This window comes from Nocardia sp. NPDC127526, from assembly GCF_042672265.1.
Taxonomy (GTDB): Bacteria; Actinomycetota; Actinomycetes; order Mycobacteriales; family Mycobacteriaceae; genus Nocardia.
The window spans coordinates 18,200-35,025 of sequence record NZ_JBHXVO010000032.1; the positions used below are offsets into that span (position 1 = coordinate 18,200).

The following is a 16,826-nucleotide window of genomic DNA, read 5'->3' on the forward strand; positions in this document are numbered from 1 at the left end:
TCGGGCTATCTCTTGTGCCTTCGGCTGAATTTCGCTCGGAGTTCTTCGAGTTCGGCCGGTGAGCGGTGCGCCATGATGGCCGTCGCCAGCCACGCGGTGGCCGGATGCTTGATCGCTGCCTTCTTCAGAACCTCCGGTACCGAGGAAGACTTGCCTGATCTCACCTCCTCGCATGCCCGCTGGTAGAGCTGTATTCCTTTGTTCCCCAGGATTGCGACGCTGGCCAGGGCGTAGGTCACCAAGTCCCTGCCATCGGGGATGTACCAACCCGGTGTGTTCACCGCGGTCACAACCCCGTACACGATGGCGGAGACGGCGACGGGGACGGCGATGATCCACATGATCGCCACGGCGGCCACCTGCCCGATGCTGCCGCCCCTGCGTTCGATCCAGCCTTTGACCCCTGAGGCCCCACGCGTGAATGCCACCGGCAGCCAGCGCTTTCCGCTGATCAGCCCGTCCAGTCTGGATCGGCGATGCACGTCGCCGCCGCGAGAACCACTATCATCACCAGCCTCTCCCTGGCAGGGGTCTCTACCAGGAGCTTTCTCCACTGGTGCCATCTCACACCGCCCGTCCTCGATCTCGGTTGCGGCGATCGCGCCGTCCCGGTCCTCCTTCGTCACGAAGGTCTCGAAGACATGCGGGGTATCCGCCCTTCCGGTGCGCAGCAGAGCCACGGCGGTGACCACCACCAACGCCATGATGAGAACGGCCGGGACGATGAATCCGTACGCAGCGATCTGCACCCAGGGAAGGCTCTTGACGGCGTCGGCCACGGCCGACCAGTTCACGATGCTCACCACCGTGTAGGCCGCCAGCACGCTGATCACCACCGACACGACGGAACCGTGCAGGCGAGTCGCCGAGGCCCATTGCACCAGTTCCCGGCGACGGCGGCGCTCACGGTGCCGTTTCGGGTGTCCGGACGTGCGTGGTGTTTCCGGGCGTGATGGCCGGGTGCGGGCCGGGCGACGCGGGGTGATCCCCGGCTCGGGGTCCGCGGCGGTGTCGTCACCGGTCTTTCCGAGCAGGGCCGCCCGGATGATCTCCCATTCGGCGTCGGCGTCTCCCCGGCCGTAGTGAGCGTCGAGGTGGTCGCCGATCCGGCCGAACGCCTCCGGGATGAAGTCGTCGGCCGCCGAAGCGTCCAGGGCCGCGCGCTCCTCGTGGTTGTTGTCGTTCTCCTTCTTGGTCATTTCTGTCCGTCTCCCTGCAAATCGGCCGGAACCACCGTCTCGGCCGGAGTGCGGTCGGTGTCCTGAAGCTTGTCCAAGATGCCCGCCGCCTTGATTTGGTCTTTCACGTGTTGCTCCATGGCCCGCAATCGATGCGGCGTCGTACCCAGATACGCGGCCACCGCGTCACGGTCCATACCGCTGCCCCAGAACAAGATCGCGCGGTCGAAGTACACCGGGGCCAGTTTCTCCAGGGCCAGTGTCCAAAACTGTTCCAGCGCAATCCCGTCGAGAACCCGGTCGGTGAAGTCGATGTGATCGGCCGGATTGCTCCTCACCAGCGTGAGGGAGACGTCGGCCGGGTCGTAGTCCTCCAACGCGATCTCCTGGTTCACCCGCTTGCGCTTGTGCATGAGGAAGTTTCGGGTTGCCGCCGTCACCAGGATTCCGAAGATCTGCGGGTCCTCGGCGGCCAATAGTTCCTCGCCGTATGTCTTGACGCAGTTGATGACGGCGTCGGTGAGGCAGGTAGTGATCAGCTCCGGGTCCGCGCCCGTACGCGCCTGCACGACCCGCCGGACAGGGTCACGGTGCTTGCGGAACATCGCCTCGACCAGGACACACTGCTCCGGGGTGAGGTTCACCGTCTCCTGCTCGGTGGGCGGTTTCTTCGCGGGTTTGCCACGACCGAGTTTGCGGGCCATCGTCAGCGCGCCTCCGGATCCAGTTCCGAGATCGGATCAGCCGCCGGATTCGAGGGCGGCGGGCCGAGAACGGATCCGACCGTAGGCCCGTAATGGGGCTGAACACGGCCGGTTTCGGTGATCTGCACCCGACCGATCCGCCCGCAGCGTGCGCGTCGGGATATCGAGGAGGTGCGCTGGGATACACCGCGTGCGTGACCCGCGAGGGCGGGGACGGGGACGCGCGGCACCAGGCGCAGGGGCCTCCGTTCGGGGATGTCGGCCGGCAGGTGCCCGGCCCTTGATGATGCGACTGTCATACCAGCTAGATGCACGCAGCCCCGGCAAGCGCAGAAACAGCAGGCAGGGGCGTATATCGCGGCACAGAATCGGCCCGGACACCTCCTTGCGGGAGATGGTCCAGGCCTTGGACGCTGGGAGCTATCGGTGGTGCTTGCCGCGGCCGCTGCCACCGCGGGGGGTCTTGCTGAATTTGACCCTGATCTCGCCGGAGAATCCCGATGTCCACACCGCGCGGACAATGCGCACCGAGGTGGCGGCGGTGTACACCACGGCGCCGCCGAACAGCGCCCAGTTGGAGGCGACGGTGACGGTGGGCAGCTCCACCACCATGTGGGTGAGCACGCTGGTGGCCATAGTGCCGCCGGCCGTGATCTGGCCGTGCCGCGCCAGGCACACGATCCACGACTCGGGTGCCGGGTCGGCAGGAAGATTCTGGTCTGCGGGAAAGCAAAAGGTAGCCATACCCGGTTAGATGCATTTGCTCGGCTACCCGCAGGAATCCCAGGTCAGGTGTTTCAGCGGCCCAGGTCGCTGGCCGGGCGGGCGGTTCCGGTGGGTTTGGCCGCGCTGCCATGTGGGAGGCGGATCTGGATGCGGCCGGGGTCGGCTTGCCACACGTCGACCCGGCTGGTGCGCCAGGCATTGATCAGTTTTCCGGCGCGCTGTTCGAAATCGGATTTGTCGATACCGATCACGGTGGACACGTCGAATTCGAGCAGGATCTCCCCCGGCCTGATGGTGGTCGCGACGATGGGGGGAATGCGGACCGGGGCCTGGCCGCCGCCCTTCCTCCGGGAGTGGGCCTGCGGGTCGAATTCGTACAGGCGCAGCTTGCGCGCGGTGCGCGGCCAGGTGCGGCGGATGCGGGCAGCGGCCCGGATGGCCTTGCGGCGCTGTGTGTCTCGGGTCCGCCAGTAGTCGAGCCCGAATCCGAGTGAGTGGATCTGCCACACCAGCACGAACACCACCGGCAATACGATCCAGATCCATACCGGTCCGAGTGCCATGGGTCTGCCCCCTTCTATTCAGCCGGTCACCCGGTAGTTGGCCAGTCTCCAGCCGTGTTCGGTGGAGGTCATCGACGCGGCGATCTTCAGCACGCGCCAGCGGGTGCTGGTGCCGTCGGTGTGCTGCACCATCTGGGTCACGGTGGCGGTGACCAGGCATTCCCCGCGCTCGGGGGCGCTGGAGCCGTCGATGTTCACCAAGGCGGTCACGATGTCGCCGGCCGCGCGCCAGGATTCCCACTCTGCTGGCGGCCGCACGGCGCTGCCGGTGACCGGGACCGAGGCGTCGGCCAGCATCTGCCCGGCCAGCCACGGTTTGGCACGCACCAGGCCCTGGCCCGAGCTCACATCGGTGGCAGGTTGCCAGGAGAACGTCGCCTTCAGTCCGCCGCGGGCGGCGGTGGCGGGGTCGGCGCCCTCGGGCTGAGGGCCGAGCACCCCGAATTCCCCGTCCCCGTGGCCGTGTGGATCCTCGGGGCCGGTGTCGCGGCCGCCGATCAGCAGCGCCACCACCAGCGCGGAAGCGACCGCGATCACCACGGCGGCCGCCAGCGCCAGGCGGGTTCTCGGGGAGCGGGTCATGGTCGGGCGGGTCCTTTCAGCTCATCACGCGCGCGAAGTCGCGTTCGTAGGCCAGGATCTTGTCCACGTACGGGCGGGTCTGGGTTTGATAGTCCGAGTGTCCGGTGGGGAAGCCTCCGGAACGCTGCACCGCACCGGTGCCCGCGTTGTAGGCCGCCAGATACAGTTCGCGCCGGTCGGGCACGTCGGCCACGGTGCCGTCGGCGATCCACCCGTCGACGGCGGCCGCCGCGGAACACATGTACTTGCCTTGGGCCATGATCGCGTCGCCCACGTCGTAGGGGCTGATCCGCCCATTGCCGTCGGAGTCTTCGCCGTAGCTGGGCCAGGTGCCGGGCATGAACTGGGCCACGCCCTCGGCACCGGCGGAAGACACGGCGCTGGCGTTGAATCCGGATTCCTGCATGCCCTGGGCTGCGAGCAGGGACGCCGAGATCTGCGGGCACAGCTGCCCGGCCCTGCGGTACCACGGCTCGAGCTCGGCCGGCACGCTCCCCGCGGCCAGGTTGTCGCCTCCGCCGAAGGTCCCCGGCTGTGTGGTGCCGCAGCCCGTGGTGGTGGCGGGGGTGCTGGTCGCGGGCGGGGCGGAGGTGGTGGTGGCCGCGTCGGCGGCCAGCCCGGTGTCCGGTGTGGTGGTCACCGTGGGGGCCGGGGTGGTGGCGGGCGAACGGCCGGATCCGGGCTGGACGGCATCGGCCAGCCAGGGCAGCGGGTCGATGACGCTGGTGCCCCAGGCGCCGTCCCACACCTCGAAATGCAGGTGCGGGCCGGTGGATCCGCCGTTGCTGCCGACCAGCGCGATCTGCTGGCCGGCGCTGACCTGGTCACCGACCTGCACCGGGGTGCCGTCGGCGTAGACCAGGCCGTCGTCCCACATGTGCCCGTACACCGTGGTGTAGGCGTGCCCGGACAGGTTGTGGCTGAGGACGATCCACCTGCCGAAGCCCGACGCGGGGCCGGCCTCGGTGACCAGGCCGTCAGCGGCGGCGTAGATGGGGGTGCCGTCCGCGGCGGCCATGTCCACACCTTGGTGCGCGCCGCCGCGGGTGCCGAAGTAGTCGGAGAACGTATAGGTTCCCTCGCGCATCGGCCAGGCCTTCGACCCTGGCGGCAACGCCCCGGTGCCGCCGCTGGTGGTCGATGTGGTTGGCGGGCAGCTGGTTTCGTCGTCGCCGGTCATCATGGTGAGCAGTAGCAGCGGCAGCGCCAGGACCAGGGCGGCCACCGCGGCCACCGCGCCGGTGCGGGCGCTGGTGTTCACCCGCCGGCCTCCAGGCCGGGTTCGGCGTCGTGCAGCCGTTCGACCAGTGTCCGGTTGTAGGTGCGGGAATCGGTGAGCTGCTGCTGTAGCTCGGCGATCTTGCGGTGTAGGTCCGCGGCATTGGTCACGGTGGCCGGCCCGGCAGCCGCGGTAACCCAGTTCATCACCGAATTGGCGTGCACGCCGATGTCATCGGCGACCGCGCGCGCCGCCTTCGACCGCGACATGCCGCCGCTGCACAAGGCAAGGACTCGGTCCACCGCGTCCTTGCGCACCTCGGCATTGACCACGCGGTAGCGGCGCTCGGATGTCACGATGTCCTCCTGTCTGCGGTGGTCCGGACACCGAATTCGGCGAACCGGGCCGAGGTGGCGTTGATGCCCGAGCGTTCCTCGGTGGGGGTTTGCTTCAGGTAGAAGGGGATGCCGGGTTGGCGGTCTTCGCCGATCTTCAGCAGGAATTTGCCGGTGCCCGGCGCCACCGCCCTGTCGCGCGGATCGTCCTGGGCCGCATCGGTTTCGGCGTCGGCATCGAGGATGCGGCGGCGTACGGGTTCGCCGGTGAGCGATTGCGGAGCGGACCAGCCGGTGACCATTGCCTGTTCGGCGGCGGTGAACGGGCACACGCTGTCCAGGCGGCGCAGCTCCTCGGCGGGCAGCGCGCCGAAGACCTTGGCGCGGGCACGCTCGAGGAAGCCCAGGGCCTTGGAGATGGCGGCCTCCGAGCCGAGGGATTGCAGGTCCTTGATGGTGTGGCTGATCATGATCAGCGCCGTGGCGATGGCGCGCTGGAGGCGGGTCAGCTCGTCGACGCGGTCGATCATGAAGTCCCCCAGGGCCAGAACCTGCCATAGCTCGTCCATGACTACCTGGAAATACTGCTGTTTGGCCAGGCCCACGTCGGCCAGCAGGTTCGCCGCGTCGATGGCGCCGAAGCCTTGGGACCAGCTGGCCAGCATCACCGCGGCTTTGAGTTTCTTGTCGCTGGTGGCGATGTGGGACACGTCCACGCACACCCCGATGCGGTCCAGGTCGAACTGCACGGTGGTCTGTCCGTTGAACACGCTGCCGAAGTTGCCTTGGGTCAGGGCGCGCAGGCTGCGCAGCAGGTGCACGATCGCGGCCTGATAGTCGGTGTCGTCGCGGGCGGCGGCGTCCAGGCGCAGTTCCTCTCCGCCGGCGGCGATGACCTCGGCCAGGTCATCGAAGATCGGCGGCGCGCCGAGGGTGAATCCGCGACCGCCCTCGGTGTACGGCCGGTAGAGGATGCGCAGGGCGGTGGAGATCAAGGTGTCTTCGAAGTCCTTGATGCGTTCACCGCGCACCAGTTCGATGAGTCCGCCGATGAGATTTGTTTGGCGGGCACGGATCTCGGTGCGCAGGATCTCGGCGTGCGTGGTAGCGCCGGCGTCCTCGAGCTGGGCCAGGGCGCGGCCCATGGTTCCCGGATCCAAGGGGTTGAGCTTGCCGTGCCCGTATCCCAGGTCGATGACCTGTCCGCCGCACCCGGCGATCACGCTGCGGTAGTCGGGTTTCACGTCCGCGAGTACCAGCGGTTTGATGCCCTGGGCGATGCCGCCGAGGACCAGGCGCCGCACGAACGTGGATTTGCCGAAGCCGTTGAGGCCCAGCACGAACAGGCTCGGGGCGGTGATGTAGTTGCCGCGCTGGAACCAGTTCATGGGGTCGAAACACACCGGTTCGCCGGTGTCGAGATGCCAGCCCAGTGGGGTGCCCAGCACGGGGGCGCCGGCGCCCACGGCCCAGGGCCACAGTCCGGCGACCTGGGCGGTGGTGCCCCGGTATTCGACGGGGCGGGCCGCGACGCCGCGGCCGCCGCCGGGGCCGGTGTATCCGGCGGTGGTCAGCGTGGGCACGTGCGTCTTGCGGTGGGTGCCTGCGGGTTTGGGGGCGGCCATTGCGCCGGTGGTGCGGCGGTGCAGGGCGCGACGGCGGTTGTCGTCGGTTTGGAGTTTGAATCGCGCCAGCGCGGCGGCCAAGGGGTGGCCGTGGGCGGCGCGGGCTTCGAGTTGTTCGCGCTCGTGCTCGCTGAGCAGTGCGGTGCCGAACTTGTCCCGCTTGGCCTTCTTGGGCCGGGGTTTGGGTTGGGGTTTGCCGCCGCTGCTCAGTGGCCGTTGGCGGCGGGTGGTCGTGGTGGTCATGCCGACACCGCCCGCGGGATGGTCGCCATCTCCGGCAGCAGCACCCCCAGGCCGAGTCCGGAGGCGAACGCGGCGGCCTGGTAGCGGTAGCAGCGGCGGATCTTCAGCCGGCTTTGCAGGCCCAGGTCCTTGGTGATCGCTTCCAGGCTGGGCACATCGCGGCCGTTGTCGGGCTCGGTCACGGTGATCAGCGCGGCGAAGCGGGTCACGCCGTGGCCGCGGGCCTGCTCGTCGCGCGCCTCCTCGGCGGCTTCGATGCGCACGGCGGTGTGGGCGCTGCCGAGGTTGGAACGGCTGGCGTTCTGCGCGGTCAGGGCGTCGCGGAAGTCATCGTTCACGATCTGGGTGGCATCCCCTGCCGAGTGCGGCCGGTACACCAAGGCCACCCGCTTGCGTGGCACCTCCAGCGACGGTTCCAGCAACCGTTGCAGCACGCGCTCGCGCACGTTGCCTTCCGGGGCGAGCTCCATCTCCCACGTCACGCTGGTGACCCCGTCGTGCCACAAGTCGCCCCGGTGTTCCTCATACGACACCGGGCCCGCGTCGGCCCACGAAATACCGTGCGGTTCACCGCGTTCGGCGGCGGCCTCCAGATCCGATTCCGAGGCAGGATCCCAGGCCCGGCGGACCAGCGCGATCACTTCGCTCGCGTCCATCGGGCGGGCCTTGACCCCGGCCTCTCCCAGCGCGGTGATGATGCCCGGCAGCCGGCGGCCGATCTCCACCGCCTGCTCCTGCGGATTCTTGCGGCGCTCGGGGGTGGCGGCCCGGAAGGTGACCGAGAACCAAGATTCCTGGCGCACCGTGTCGCTCGGGAGTTCGTCCACCAGTTCGTCCATCACCGCGCGCGCCATCTCCGGCGCATCCGGATGCGTCAGGTAGGCGGCCTCGGCCGCCAGGCTGTTGCCGGTTTCGGGCACCGAGTCGTTGACCGCCCACAGCGCCTCGATGTCGGGCTGGCCGCCCAGGCTCGCGAGCAGCTGCCCCCACGAGGCGACCCACAGGTTGATCATGTCCTGGTCGACGGCGCGGGCGCCCTGGGGCCAGGCCCGCAACACCACGGTGTAGAGGTCGAAGTCGCGGAAGTGGACCATGCCGAAGGGCTGGCCATCGGCGGAGATGAACTCCTGCAACCGTGCGGCGGCCATGAGGCCGGGCAACCGGCACGATCCCAGGAAGCTGTACACCCCTGCCCTGTAGACGTTTTCGCGCTTCCAGACAGCGCGCCACCATTGCGCCACGATCAGTCCCCTCTCGTATCCCGACTGGCCGCCGGTCTGCCAGACCGCCGGAATCAACATCAGCGCCGCCACCCCGGCCACCACCAGCCCGGCCTTGGTGCCGGCGACCACGATCACCAGCAGGGTCAGCACCACGGCCGTGAACACGGCGACGGTGGACCACCAGGTCATGCCGAACATGCCTTCTCGGCGCGGGCGGACCCACATGCCATAGGTGCGGTCCTCGGCCGGCGTCGGTGCGGTCATCGCGAGCCTCCTGCCTGTGCGGCGATGGTGAGCGCCATCGCGATCCCTGCCAGACCGGCCGCGCCCAGCACCAGCGAGGACCGCCAGACCGCTTGCGCGGCAACGGGGCTGGAGATTGCCGTGCTGGCGATGGCGGCACCGGCGGCCGCCGAGAGCACCAGCAGCTGCGCAAGCAGCCACCACCGCACGTGATCGAATCCGGGGTGGCCGATCAGGCGCGCACTGACCACTTCGTGTACCAGGGCGCCGGTGCCGAACTGCCCCAGCGCCAGCACCGACCTGGCGACCACGGGCGGCTTCATCGCGGCACCACCGCACGGCGGGCGCCGGTGGGGCGCGGGGCCGGGGTGCGGGCGTTGCCCTGCGGGGAGGCGGCCGCGTCGACCTGGGCGTGGGCGGCACGCACCCCCTTGCCGATGGTGTGGGCGGCCACCATGCCCGCGCCGAGCGCGGCACCGGCCGGACCGACCGACCGCCCACCACGCGCGGCGCTGCCTGCGGACGCGCCCGCCCGGCCGGGAGCACCGGGGCGGCCCGGAGCACCGGCGGGTCCACGTGGCCCGGTCGGGCCGGGCCGCGGGGCCGAGCCGGCCCCGGTGGGCGGGGTGCCGCCGCCGGAACCGCCTGGTGCTGCCGGGGTGCGCACCCGGCCGCCGCCGCGGGAGTCCGCCGCGCCGGAGGGCCGGCGCCCGCGCGCCATCATCGCCCCGGCCACCATGGCGCTGCCCAGGCCGCCGCCGGACTTGGAGGCGGCCAACGCGACCGGGGAGGCCAGCCGCATCACCGCGGGCAGCACCATGGCGACGCTGCACAGCAGCACCAGCCCGACCAGGGCACGCTGGGCGGTGTCGGAGTCGGGCACCGTTCCGGCGTCCATCGAGGTGCCGGCGTCTCCGGCGACGGTGAACGCGATCAGGTACACGATCGCCGCGACCGGCTTCCAGAGCACGAACGCGATGGTCCAGGCCAACAATCTGCGGTAGAAGGCATTGCCCATCTCGAAACCGGATCCGGCGGCCGCCATCGGCATGATGCCGACCACGATGATCAGAAACCCCTGCCGGATGATCGCGAAAACGATCTGGGCGAAAGCGCCCAAGATGCCGAGGATGGCAATGACCAGGATCAGGCCCGGCGCAAATGCTTGCAGCGCTGAGGTTTTCACCATCAGTTCGCCGATGTTCTGTTTCTCCCCGTCGGTGACTTCCGAGATCACCCAGGAGGAGAACCCGTCGGAGGCCTTGGTGGCGGCCACGATCACCGCCGAGAATCCCCCGGCGGCCACCACGGTGCGGACCAGCACCCAGAACGACTCTTCAGCATGTTCGGCGGCCGCCGAGCGGCGGGCCATCGCCAGTTTGGTGGCGCAGTAGATGATGCTGGCCATCAGCAGATAGATCTGGATGTAGAAGGTGTAGTCCCGGATCTTGGCGAACAGGCCCGGCGAATCGGCGATCTTCTCGTTCGGGATCTTCATCCAGAACGTCATCGACATCACCAGCACTTGGCCCAGGCCCGACAGGATCGAGTCCACGGCCTTGCCGAATGTGGAGTCCCACATCTGGTCTTTCGCGGCGGCCACCGCGTCGCCGGGGTGGGTGCCGACGTTGGCCAGATCGCAGCCGGTGCCCAGGATGTCGCCCAGGCTCGGCGCGAATGGCAGGTTGATGCCGTCCAGGCTCTGCTGGAGTTCGTCGCAGGTGTCGGCGAAGCCGTAATTGCCGCCGCTGTCGTCGGTTTGTGCCACGGCCGAGGGGGCGGCGACCAGGACCAGCGTCAGCAGCATCACCAGCAGCGCCAGGGCGCGGCGGGTGCGGGTGCCGGCGGGTCTGCTCACCATGGTGTCCACCCCGTCAGCGACGGCACTTTCTCCTGCGGCAGCTCCCCTTCCCCCGGCGGCGGGCGGCGGCGCCAGGTGCCGTCCCACACCATCGCCACCTCGCTGGACAGCCATTGGGCGGCGCCGACCTTGTCGGCGCGGGCGCGGGTGGCCAGGCGCACCGTGCACAGGTCATCGGCGTAGCTCGAGATCTTGAAGGCGTCGAAGGCGATCATCCAGCGGGTGACGTTCTCCGGGGCGACGGCGGGCAGCTTCCCGGCGGCCAGGGCCTTGTCGTAGGTGGCCATCTGCGCCGGGGTCAAGGCCATGAGCCGCTCGCGCAGCAGGCGGTTGTCCGGGCGCGCGAGCTCCTGATACAGCACGTACACCGCGGCGAGTGCGCAGCCCTGCGGGGTGTGCGACCAGCCGGTGGCCAGTCCGTCCACGATCCGGGTCGGGCCGTCGGAGGTGGAGAACGGCACCACGGCGCCGTAGACGCGCTGCCAGCCGCCTTTACCCTGGGTGCCGTCCGGGGCGGCGGTCAGCCAGTCCCCGTCCGCCGGGGTGTGCGGGGTGCCGGTCTGCGGAAGTACTTGCCCCGCAGGGTTGTTCGGGATGTCCACGCGGCGCCCGAAGTCGTCCACGCCGGGGGTGGCGAATCCGGAGGCCTCCGGGTTCGCCGAGGGCGCCACACCGGCGGTGGTCTGAGAAGTCTGCGCGCCGCCGGTGGGTTCGTCGCCGGTATCTCGGCCGAACACCACCACGGCGCCGGCGATGAGCACCAGGGCCACGACCACCAGGGCCAGGATCAGGGACACCTGTCCTCGGCGGCCGGGCTCGGTGTCGGGTTCGGTTGCGGGGGTGGGATTCTCGCTCATCGTGGCGGCTCCAATCGAACGATGTCGCCCGGCAGCTCCGGGATCGCGGTCACTACAGCGATCTTGGCGGCCGGATCGGGCAATTCCAGGCGCCAATCGCCGTACTGCCACACCACGACGGCGGAATTGGCCGAGAGCGAATCGTCGGGATAGCGGCTGTAGACGGTGATCTCGCTGCGGTCGTCGCCGTAGCTGGTGATCTTGTAGCCGAGGATCGTGGGTACGTATTGGGGGTCGGCGGGGCCGGTGATCGAGTACTGGGACCGTGACAGCACGAATTCGTCCTTGCCGGCGTTGGACACCAGCACGGTGTAGGCGACCAGCGGCCAGCGGCCGTCCGGGGCGATCGAGATCCGCACGGTGTGCTGGATGGCGGCCAACCCCGCGCCCTGTGGGGTGTGGCTGTAGCCGCTGGCGGCGTCGGTGCTGGTCTCGGCCGGGCCGTCGGTGGCCGAGATCGGCAGCACGACCCCCTGCCAGGACTCCCACCGCACCGCCGCCGGCGGCCGGGACGGATCCGGCGCGGGCGTGGTGGTGGTGCCGGTGCTGGTCGTGTCGTCGCGGCTGCAACTGCATCCGGCGGCGATCAGCAGCGCGGCTGCTACCGCGAGGATGCGGCCGCCGCGGGTGAAATGTCGGATCACCGCGGACCCCTTTCGTGAGTGCGTGCAATGGGGCGGGCTGGGTTCAGCCGAGAATCGCGGTGGCGATGCCCGCGCAGCCCGAGGCCACGGCCGCGCCCAGGACATTGAGAACCACCGAGGCGGTGGCATCGGTGAGCCGGTCTTCCCCGCCGCGCCAGTACATGAAGAACCGGGCCGAGGCGACGAGCAGCCAGATCAGGCACACGATCAGCGCGCCCCCGAGGAACCATCGCAGCAGCTGCTCGATGGGCTCTTTCACCTCATCGGGCAACGATTTCTGCGCGAGCATGATCATGGCGGCCGCCTATTGGGTGACGGCGTTGATGATCTGGCTGGCGGACACGCAGAACACCGCGCCGGCCATGGCGCCGACGATGTGTTTGGGCGATTCCATGCCGCTGCCGTTCCATTTCTCCCACCCGAATTTGCCGCCGGCGTAGGCGATGCACAGTGCCGCGCTGAGCAGGAAGGCCCACATGGCGTAGCGGCCGATGCGGTACAACCGGTCAGCGACCGGGGGGTTCTCGGGGGTGAGGGTGTCGACCGCCAGCCACGAGGTGGCCGTGTCGTAGAGGGTGTAAGCGATCATTGCTCTGGCCTTTCTGGATGAACGGAAGGTGCTGCGGCGGAACCGATCCGCCCGGTCCTACTGCGGTGAAGCGCATAGATCAGGCCGAAAACAGGTGCGGCACCGACCAGTACGAGGAATCCGCCACCGACATAGGTCAGGAACTCGCGCAGGTCGATCGCAGTGGGCGGCGGCGCGCAGATGCATTCGATGGCCAGCGCTGTGGCGGGGTTCACGGTGTGTCCTCGGGGTCGGCGGCCGCGCCGTAGACAGCGGTGCGGGCGGCGCTGATCAGGGCGTCCCCGAGCTCGCGCACGGCCGCGTGCGGGTCCGGTCCTTTGGCCGGGGGTTCGTCGTCGGGGGTCCAGACGGGCAGATCGGCGATGCGGGTGGTGGGCCAGTCGCTGCGCCAGCCCACCCGCCACACGGCGGGGGCGGCCACCTCGATGACCTGGAGGTAGCGGTCCACGACGGGCGGGATCTTGCCCGGGGAGTGGGCCACGGTGATCAGGCCGAGCAGATGCGCGCGCTTGCCGGCCATGCCGCAATGCCATTGCCGCAGCAGATCGTGGGCGCGGGTCAGGCCTTCGATGGTCTCTTTGGCCACCACGACCACGAACGGCGATTCGTCTTCGAGCACCGCCGGCCATGAGCGCGCGCAGTCACCGGCCGGGGCCAGGACCTGGGCCAGGGTGCTGACGCCGGCGCCGCCGTGGGCGCCCAGCAGCCACACCAGCGGATCCACCGCCTTGGTGTGGGTGACCCGGCGATGCCACAGCGGGGCGCGGCGCTCCGGGTCCGGCGGCACCGCGGTGAAGTTCAGCGCCTGTTTGCGCGCGGCCTCGAGCGAGCGGCGGCGCCGGCGGGGGCGCAGGCGGTGGGCAGTGGGGCCGACAACCGATGCCAGATCCTGATCCACCGCCGAGATCTCGGTGTTCTTAGGCGTTACCAACATTGGGCTGTCACCTCCTCGAGGTCGGGGGTCCGGATCGGGGCGTTCAGTAGGGCTGCGGGGTCGTGGTGACCGGGACCGCGCTGGTCGGCGCCGAACTGGTCGGCGCCGAACTGGTCGACGGCACCGAGGTCACCGGCGCCGAAGTCGCGGGGGCCGTGGTGGCGGGCGCCGGATTCACGGCCGCGCCGGTGGAGCTCACCGGCGCGCTGCTGGGGGCGGGCTGGACTCCGGCGATGTCGGCGGCGGCCGCGGCGAACCAGTCCGCCACCCAGGTGGTGGCGGTCTCGCCGGTGGGGGTGATCGGGTCGGACTGATAGGACCCGTGCCGGGTGATCACGTCGGAGTACTTCACCCAGGTCGTCGCCGACAGCAGATCTTGGTTGTCGGAGATGTTGGTGATGAACGCCTGGAATGTCTCTGTGATCCACCGGATTCCGGTGGAGATGGGCACCAGTTCGCTCAGTGCGGTGGCCAGCTTGGCGCCGAAGACGGCCAGGCCCGCAATGGGATTGGCCAGTCCGGCGGTGCCGATCTCGGCGATATTGGAGGCGGTCAGCATCGACTTGGCCACGGTCCCGACGGCATTGAGGGCGATGGTGCCGATCTTCAGCACCGCTTTGAGCGCGCCGGACACATCCACCGGGGTGTTCGGGTCCGAGGCCTCGGCCAGGCGCTGGCTGATGGACTTCTTCGGCGAATAGCTCAGCCCCGACAACGTGCTGCCGGAGACATCGTTGTTCACCACCGAGGTGAAGGTCTTGATGCTGGTCTGCGCCAGGGACGTGGCGATATTGGCCAGCGCCTGGATGGGGTCGCCGGGATTCTGAACACTGGCGGCCACCTGCGCGACCGCCCGCAGCAACGGCGCGTTGTCGGGGGCGTCGCACGACAGATCCCCGCCGGTGCAGAACGACACGACGCGCCCGACCAGCTTGCCGAAATCCGCGGGCTGCTCGGTGGATCCACCGATGCCCGCACCGGCGGGCGGGATCGGATTCACTGCGGCGATGGCGGCCACAGCGTCCCCGGAGGTGCCGGGCATCGCCTCGGGGCGGTTGGCGTTCCCCGCGCCGGGGAAGGTGGTCGCGCCGGCGGTGCGGGTGGGGTCACCGAACAGCGCCACTCCGGCGATCTTGTCGACCGGGACCGGGCCGTTCCCGCCGCCGATGGCCTGAGCCAGCAGCGAAATCACATGCGCACCTTGGGAATAGCCGACCAGGCCCACCGCCGAGTCCTTGCACTGGGACACGAATTCACTCAGTCGGGTCTTGGCCTTGTCCACGGCCTTGGTCACCGACTGGGCATACGTCGCGGACGTGCCTCCCGCCACGAATCCACCGAATGAGGCGTCGTAGGCGAGATATTCGCGTTGCACGTGGGTGCCGGAGGCGTCGGCCTTGGCCAGCAGCGGCGTGAAAACAGTGCTGAGGAAACCGGTGTCGTCGGTCGGGGACGCGTTCGGTGAGGACTGGCCGGTGCCCTGCACGCCGAGGGTGAACAGTGCCGGGCAATCGGCGGACTGCGCGGTGGCGGTGGTGGCGGGCACCGACAGCAGCACCGCGACGGTGGCGGCCGCGGTGGTCGCGACGGTGGCGGCGCGCAGCGGGTGGCGGAATGTGCTCATTGCAGGTCTCCCAACAAGAGGCGGAATGTGGTGCGGGTCGCCCCGGCCAACTTGTCCCAGGTGACGAGTTGCCCGGCGGCCAGGTGCGAGTCGAACGGAACGCAGGTCACGGTGCGCACCCAGGAACCGATCCAGGCCCGCACATGCGCGAGTGCGGCCTGGCCGGTGCCGGGGTTCTGCTCGGTGATCGCGATGACCACCCGCGAGACCAGGAATTCGCCGAAGTGGTCATCGAGCCAGCTCAACGCGGGTTTCAGTTTGTTGATGGCGTCGGGGCGGGCGGTGGTGACCAGCAGCAGGGCGATACGCGGATCGGCCAACAGCGGCGCGATCCCACGATTGGCGACCGGGGCGCCGGCGTCATAGAGCGGCAACGCCCCGGCCTGGGTGAGGTGCGTGTGCACCGAAGAAAAGGTTTCGCGCCGCGGCAGCGGGTCGGCGGTGCGCGGCAGCACGAAGACGCCGGTGGAGGTCATGCCGCTGCAATCGGCCACGGCGGAAGGGAGTTCGGGGTGCGGGGTGTTCAGCCACGATTGCAGGGTGGCGATCGGGGCGTGCGCGTCGGCGCCCCGGATGGCCAGATCCCCACCGAACGCGGTGGCGTCCACGCACACCGGATCGGCCTCGGCCTCGGCGCGGTTGGCGGCTGCGGCGGCCAGGCCCAGGGTGGTGACGGTGGTGCCGGCGCCGCCGCACGTGCCGAGCACCAGAACGGCCGGCAGTTCGGTGCGCACCAGGGATTTGACCGCGGTGCCGCGCACGGGCACCAGGTCGGTCGGCGCGCCGGGCGGGGCCGGCGCGGTGAGCACGGCCGCCTCCGCGGCGCCGGTCAGGGTGTCGGGGTCGATGCGCAGCATTTACGAACCTCCCGCCGTGATGGACGTGATGAGGTAACGGCCGTCGGGCTGGCGCGCGGTGAGCACGGTCTGCGCCCACTGGGCGGCCGGATTGCGTTGCGCGACCTGCACATTCCAGCGGTCCGGCCCGGCCGGGGTGATGGTGACGCAGTACTGGGTGCCGGCGGGGATGGCGTCGACGGCCGCGCGGGTCGCCTCCGGGGAGGCGGCCACCGCGTCGGGGGCCAGGACGCTGCGCACCAGCTCCGGATCGCGCAGCACGTACATGGCGTGTTGCTGGAGCAGGATCACCCCGGCCGCGCTGGTGGTGTCACCCGCGCCGTTGCCGATGATCTGGGCGGCCGAGGTGGTGGGGGCGCACCAGGAAGGTGCGGGCGTGGTCCCGGCCACCGTCACCGTTGACGGTGGTGGCGGGGCCACGCCCGCGGTGCTGGCGCTGTGTGAGAGCGCCAGCCATCCCCCGACCACCACCGCGCCGCATGCAGCTGCCGAGCATGCGGCCCATGCGGTGCGCATCATCAGGCGGTGTCGCCGTGCCGCCTGGGCGCGCTCGCGCATCGTGGCAGTGATCGGTGCCATGGGGTCGTCATCGACGAATCCCACGAGTTCCGGTGCCTCGGTGGTGGTCTCGGTACCCGGAGCGGACTCCGGAAGCGGGTCGGTATCCGGAGGTGGGGCGCCGAGCCAGCCGCGCCATCCGGGAGCGGCCGCGGGCGCGGCGCTCTCGGGCTGCGGCGCTGGCCCCGGCTCCGGCGGGGCCGGCCACTCGGGCAGCTGCTGCTGCGAGTCGAGGGTGTCGGCCATGTGCTCCACCTCCTG

At 69.8% G+C, this 16,826-nt stretch carries 20 protein-coding genes; all 20 read right to left on the bottom strand.

Going from position 1 to position 16,826, the window contains the following annotated elements; all coding sequences use genetic code 11:
* Positions 1-5: 5 nt before the first annotated feature.
* The 20 genes from ACFVIV_RS33115 to ACFVIV_RS33210 all read right to left on the bottom strand — a co-directional run bounded on the left by ACFVIV_RS33115 (position 6) and on the right by ACFVIV_RS33210 (position 16,811).
* A complete protein-coding gene (locus ACFVIV_RS33115) occupies positions 6-1,199 on the bottom strand; it encodes a hypothetical protein (protein ID WP_379203228.1) in 1,194 nt (397 codons plus the stop codon).
* Positions 1,196-1,822, bottom strand: a complete 627-nt coding sequence (locus ACFVIV_RS33120) for a hypothetical protein (protein WP_379203230.1) — start codon at positions 1,820-1,822, stop codon at positions 1,196-1,198. Before ACFVIV_RS33120 ends, ACFVIV_RS33115 begins: the two co-directional genes overlap by 4 nt.
* A gap of 480 nt (positions 1,823-2,302) precedes the next feature.
* Positions 2,303-2,626, bottom strand: a complete 324-nt coding sequence (locus tag ACFVIV_RS33125; RefSeq protein WP_379203232.1) for a hypothetical protein — start codon at positions 2,624-2,626, stop codon at positions 2,303-2,305.
* Between the two features lie 53 nt (positions 2,627-2,679).
* Complete coding sequence (locus tag ACFVIV_RS33130) at positions 2,680-3,171, bottom strand: hypothetical protein (RefSeq protein ID WP_379203234.1); 492 nt, start codon at positions 3,169-3,171, stop codon at positions 2,680-2,682.
* Positions 3,172-3,189: 18 nt separating this feature from the next.
* On the bottom strand, positions 3,190-3,753 hold the full coding sequence (locus tag ACFVIV_RS33135; RefSeq protein WP_379203236.1) for a hypothetical protein: 564 nt from the start codon (positions 3,751-3,753) through the stop codon (positions 3,190-3,192).
* 16 nt (positions 3,754-3,769) lie between these two features.
* A complete protein-coding gene (locus ACFVIV_RS33140) occupies positions 3,770-5,014 on the bottom strand; it encodes a peptidoglycan DD-metalloendopeptidase family protein (RefSeq protein ID WP_379203238.1) in 1,245 nt (414 codons plus the stop codon).
* Positions 5,011-5,328, bottom strand: a complete 318-nt coding sequence (locus ACFVIV_RS33145; protein WP_379203240.1) for a transposase — start codon at positions 5,326-5,328, stop codon at positions 5,011-5,013. The genes ACFVIV_RS33140 and ACFVIV_RS33145 overlap by 4 nt, the downstream gene beginning before the upstream one ends.
* Positions 5,325-7,175 carry a hypothetical protein gene (locus tag ACFVIV_RS33150; RefSeq protein ID WP_379203242.1) on the bottom strand — a complete coding sequence of 617 codons (1,851 nt, stop codon included), beginning with the start codon at positions 7,173-7,175 and terminating at the stop codon, positions 5,325-5,327. The genes ACFVIV_RS33145 and ACFVIV_RS33150 overlap by 4 nt, the downstream gene beginning before the upstream one ends.
* A complete protein-coding gene (locus tag ACFVIV_RS33155) occupies positions 7,172-8,662 on the bottom strand; it encodes an SCO6880 family protein (protein WP_379203244.1) in 1,491 nt (496 codons plus the stop codon). The genes ACFVIV_RS33150 and ACFVIV_RS33155 overlap by 4 nt, the downstream gene beginning before the upstream one ends.
* Positions 8,659-8,964: a hypothetical protein gene (locus tag ACFVIV_RS33160; RefSeq protein WP_379203246.1), complete on the bottom strand. Its 306-nt coding sequence runs from the start codon at positions 8,962-8,964 to the stop codon at positions 8,659-8,661. The genes ACFVIV_RS33155 and ACFVIV_RS33160 overlap by 4 nt, the downstream gene beginning before the upstream one ends.
* Positions 8,961-10,502, bottom strand: coding sequence for a hypothetical protein (locus ACFVIV_RS33165; RefSeq protein ID WP_379203248.1), 1,542 nt, complete (start codon positions 10,500-10,502; stop codon positions 8,961-8,963). The genes ACFVIV_RS33160 and ACFVIV_RS33165 overlap by 4 nt, the downstream gene beginning before the upstream one ends.
* Positions 10,496-11,359, bottom strand: coding sequence for a hypothetical protein (locus tag ACFVIV_RS33170; protein ID WP_379203250.1), 864 nt, complete (start codon positions 11,357-11,359; stop codon positions 10,496-10,498). The genes ACFVIV_RS33165 and ACFVIV_RS33170 overlap by 7 nt, the downstream gene beginning before the upstream one ends.
* Positions 11,356-12,003, bottom strand: a complete 648-nt coding sequence (locus ACFVIV_RS33175; RefSeq protein ID WP_379203252.1) for a hypothetical protein — start codon at positions 12,001-12,003, stop codon at positions 11,356-11,358. The genes ACFVIV_RS33170 and ACFVIV_RS33175 overlap by 4 nt, the downstream gene beginning before the upstream one ends.
* Positions 12,004-12,046: 43 nt before the next feature.
* A complete protein-coding gene (locus tag ACFVIV_RS33180) occupies positions 12,047-12,298 on the bottom strand; it encodes a hypothetical protein (protein WP_379203254.1) in 252 nt (83 codons plus the stop codon).
* Between the two features lie 9 nt (positions 12,299-12,307).
* A complete protein-coding gene (locus ACFVIV_RS33185; protein WP_379203256.1) occupies positions 12,308-12,592 on the bottom strand; it encodes a hypothetical protein in 285 nt (94 codons plus the stop codon).
* Positions 12,589-12,807: a hypothetical protein gene (locus tag ACFVIV_RS33190; protein WP_379203258.1), complete on the bottom strand. Its 219-nt coding sequence runs from the start codon at positions 12,805-12,807 to the stop codon at positions 12,589-12,591. Before ACFVIV_RS33190 ends, ACFVIV_RS33185 begins: the two co-directional genes overlap by 4 nt.
* Complete coding sequence (locus ACFVIV_RS33195; protein ID WP_379203260.1) at positions 12,804-13,526, bottom strand: hypothetical protein; 723 nt, start codon at positions 13,524-13,526, stop codon at positions 12,804-12,806. Before ACFVIV_RS33195 ends, ACFVIV_RS33190 begins: the two co-directional genes overlap by 4 nt.
* Before the next feature lie 43 nt (positions 13,527-13,569).
* The gene (locus ACFVIV_RS33200; RefSeq protein ID WP_379203262.1) at positions 13,570-15,150 is read right to left on the bottom strand and encodes a cutinase family protein; all 1,581 of its coding nucleotides are present in this window, start codon (positions 15,148-15,150) and stop codon (positions 13,570-13,572) included.
* Positions 15,147-16,007 carry a hypothetical protein gene (locus tag ACFVIV_RS33205; RefSeq protein ID WP_379203264.1) on the bottom strand — a complete coding sequence of 287 codons (861 nt, stop codon included), beginning with the start codon at positions 16,005-16,007 and terminating at the stop codon, positions 15,147-15,149. Before ACFVIV_RS33205 ends, ACFVIV_RS33200 begins: the two co-directional genes overlap by 4 nt.
* Positions 16,008-16,811, bottom strand: coding sequence for a hypothetical protein (locus ACFVIV_RS33210; RefSeq protein ID WP_379203266.1), 804 nt, complete (start codon positions 16,809-16,811; stop codon positions 16,008-16,010).
* Positions 16,812-16,826 lie beyond the last annotated feature (15 nt).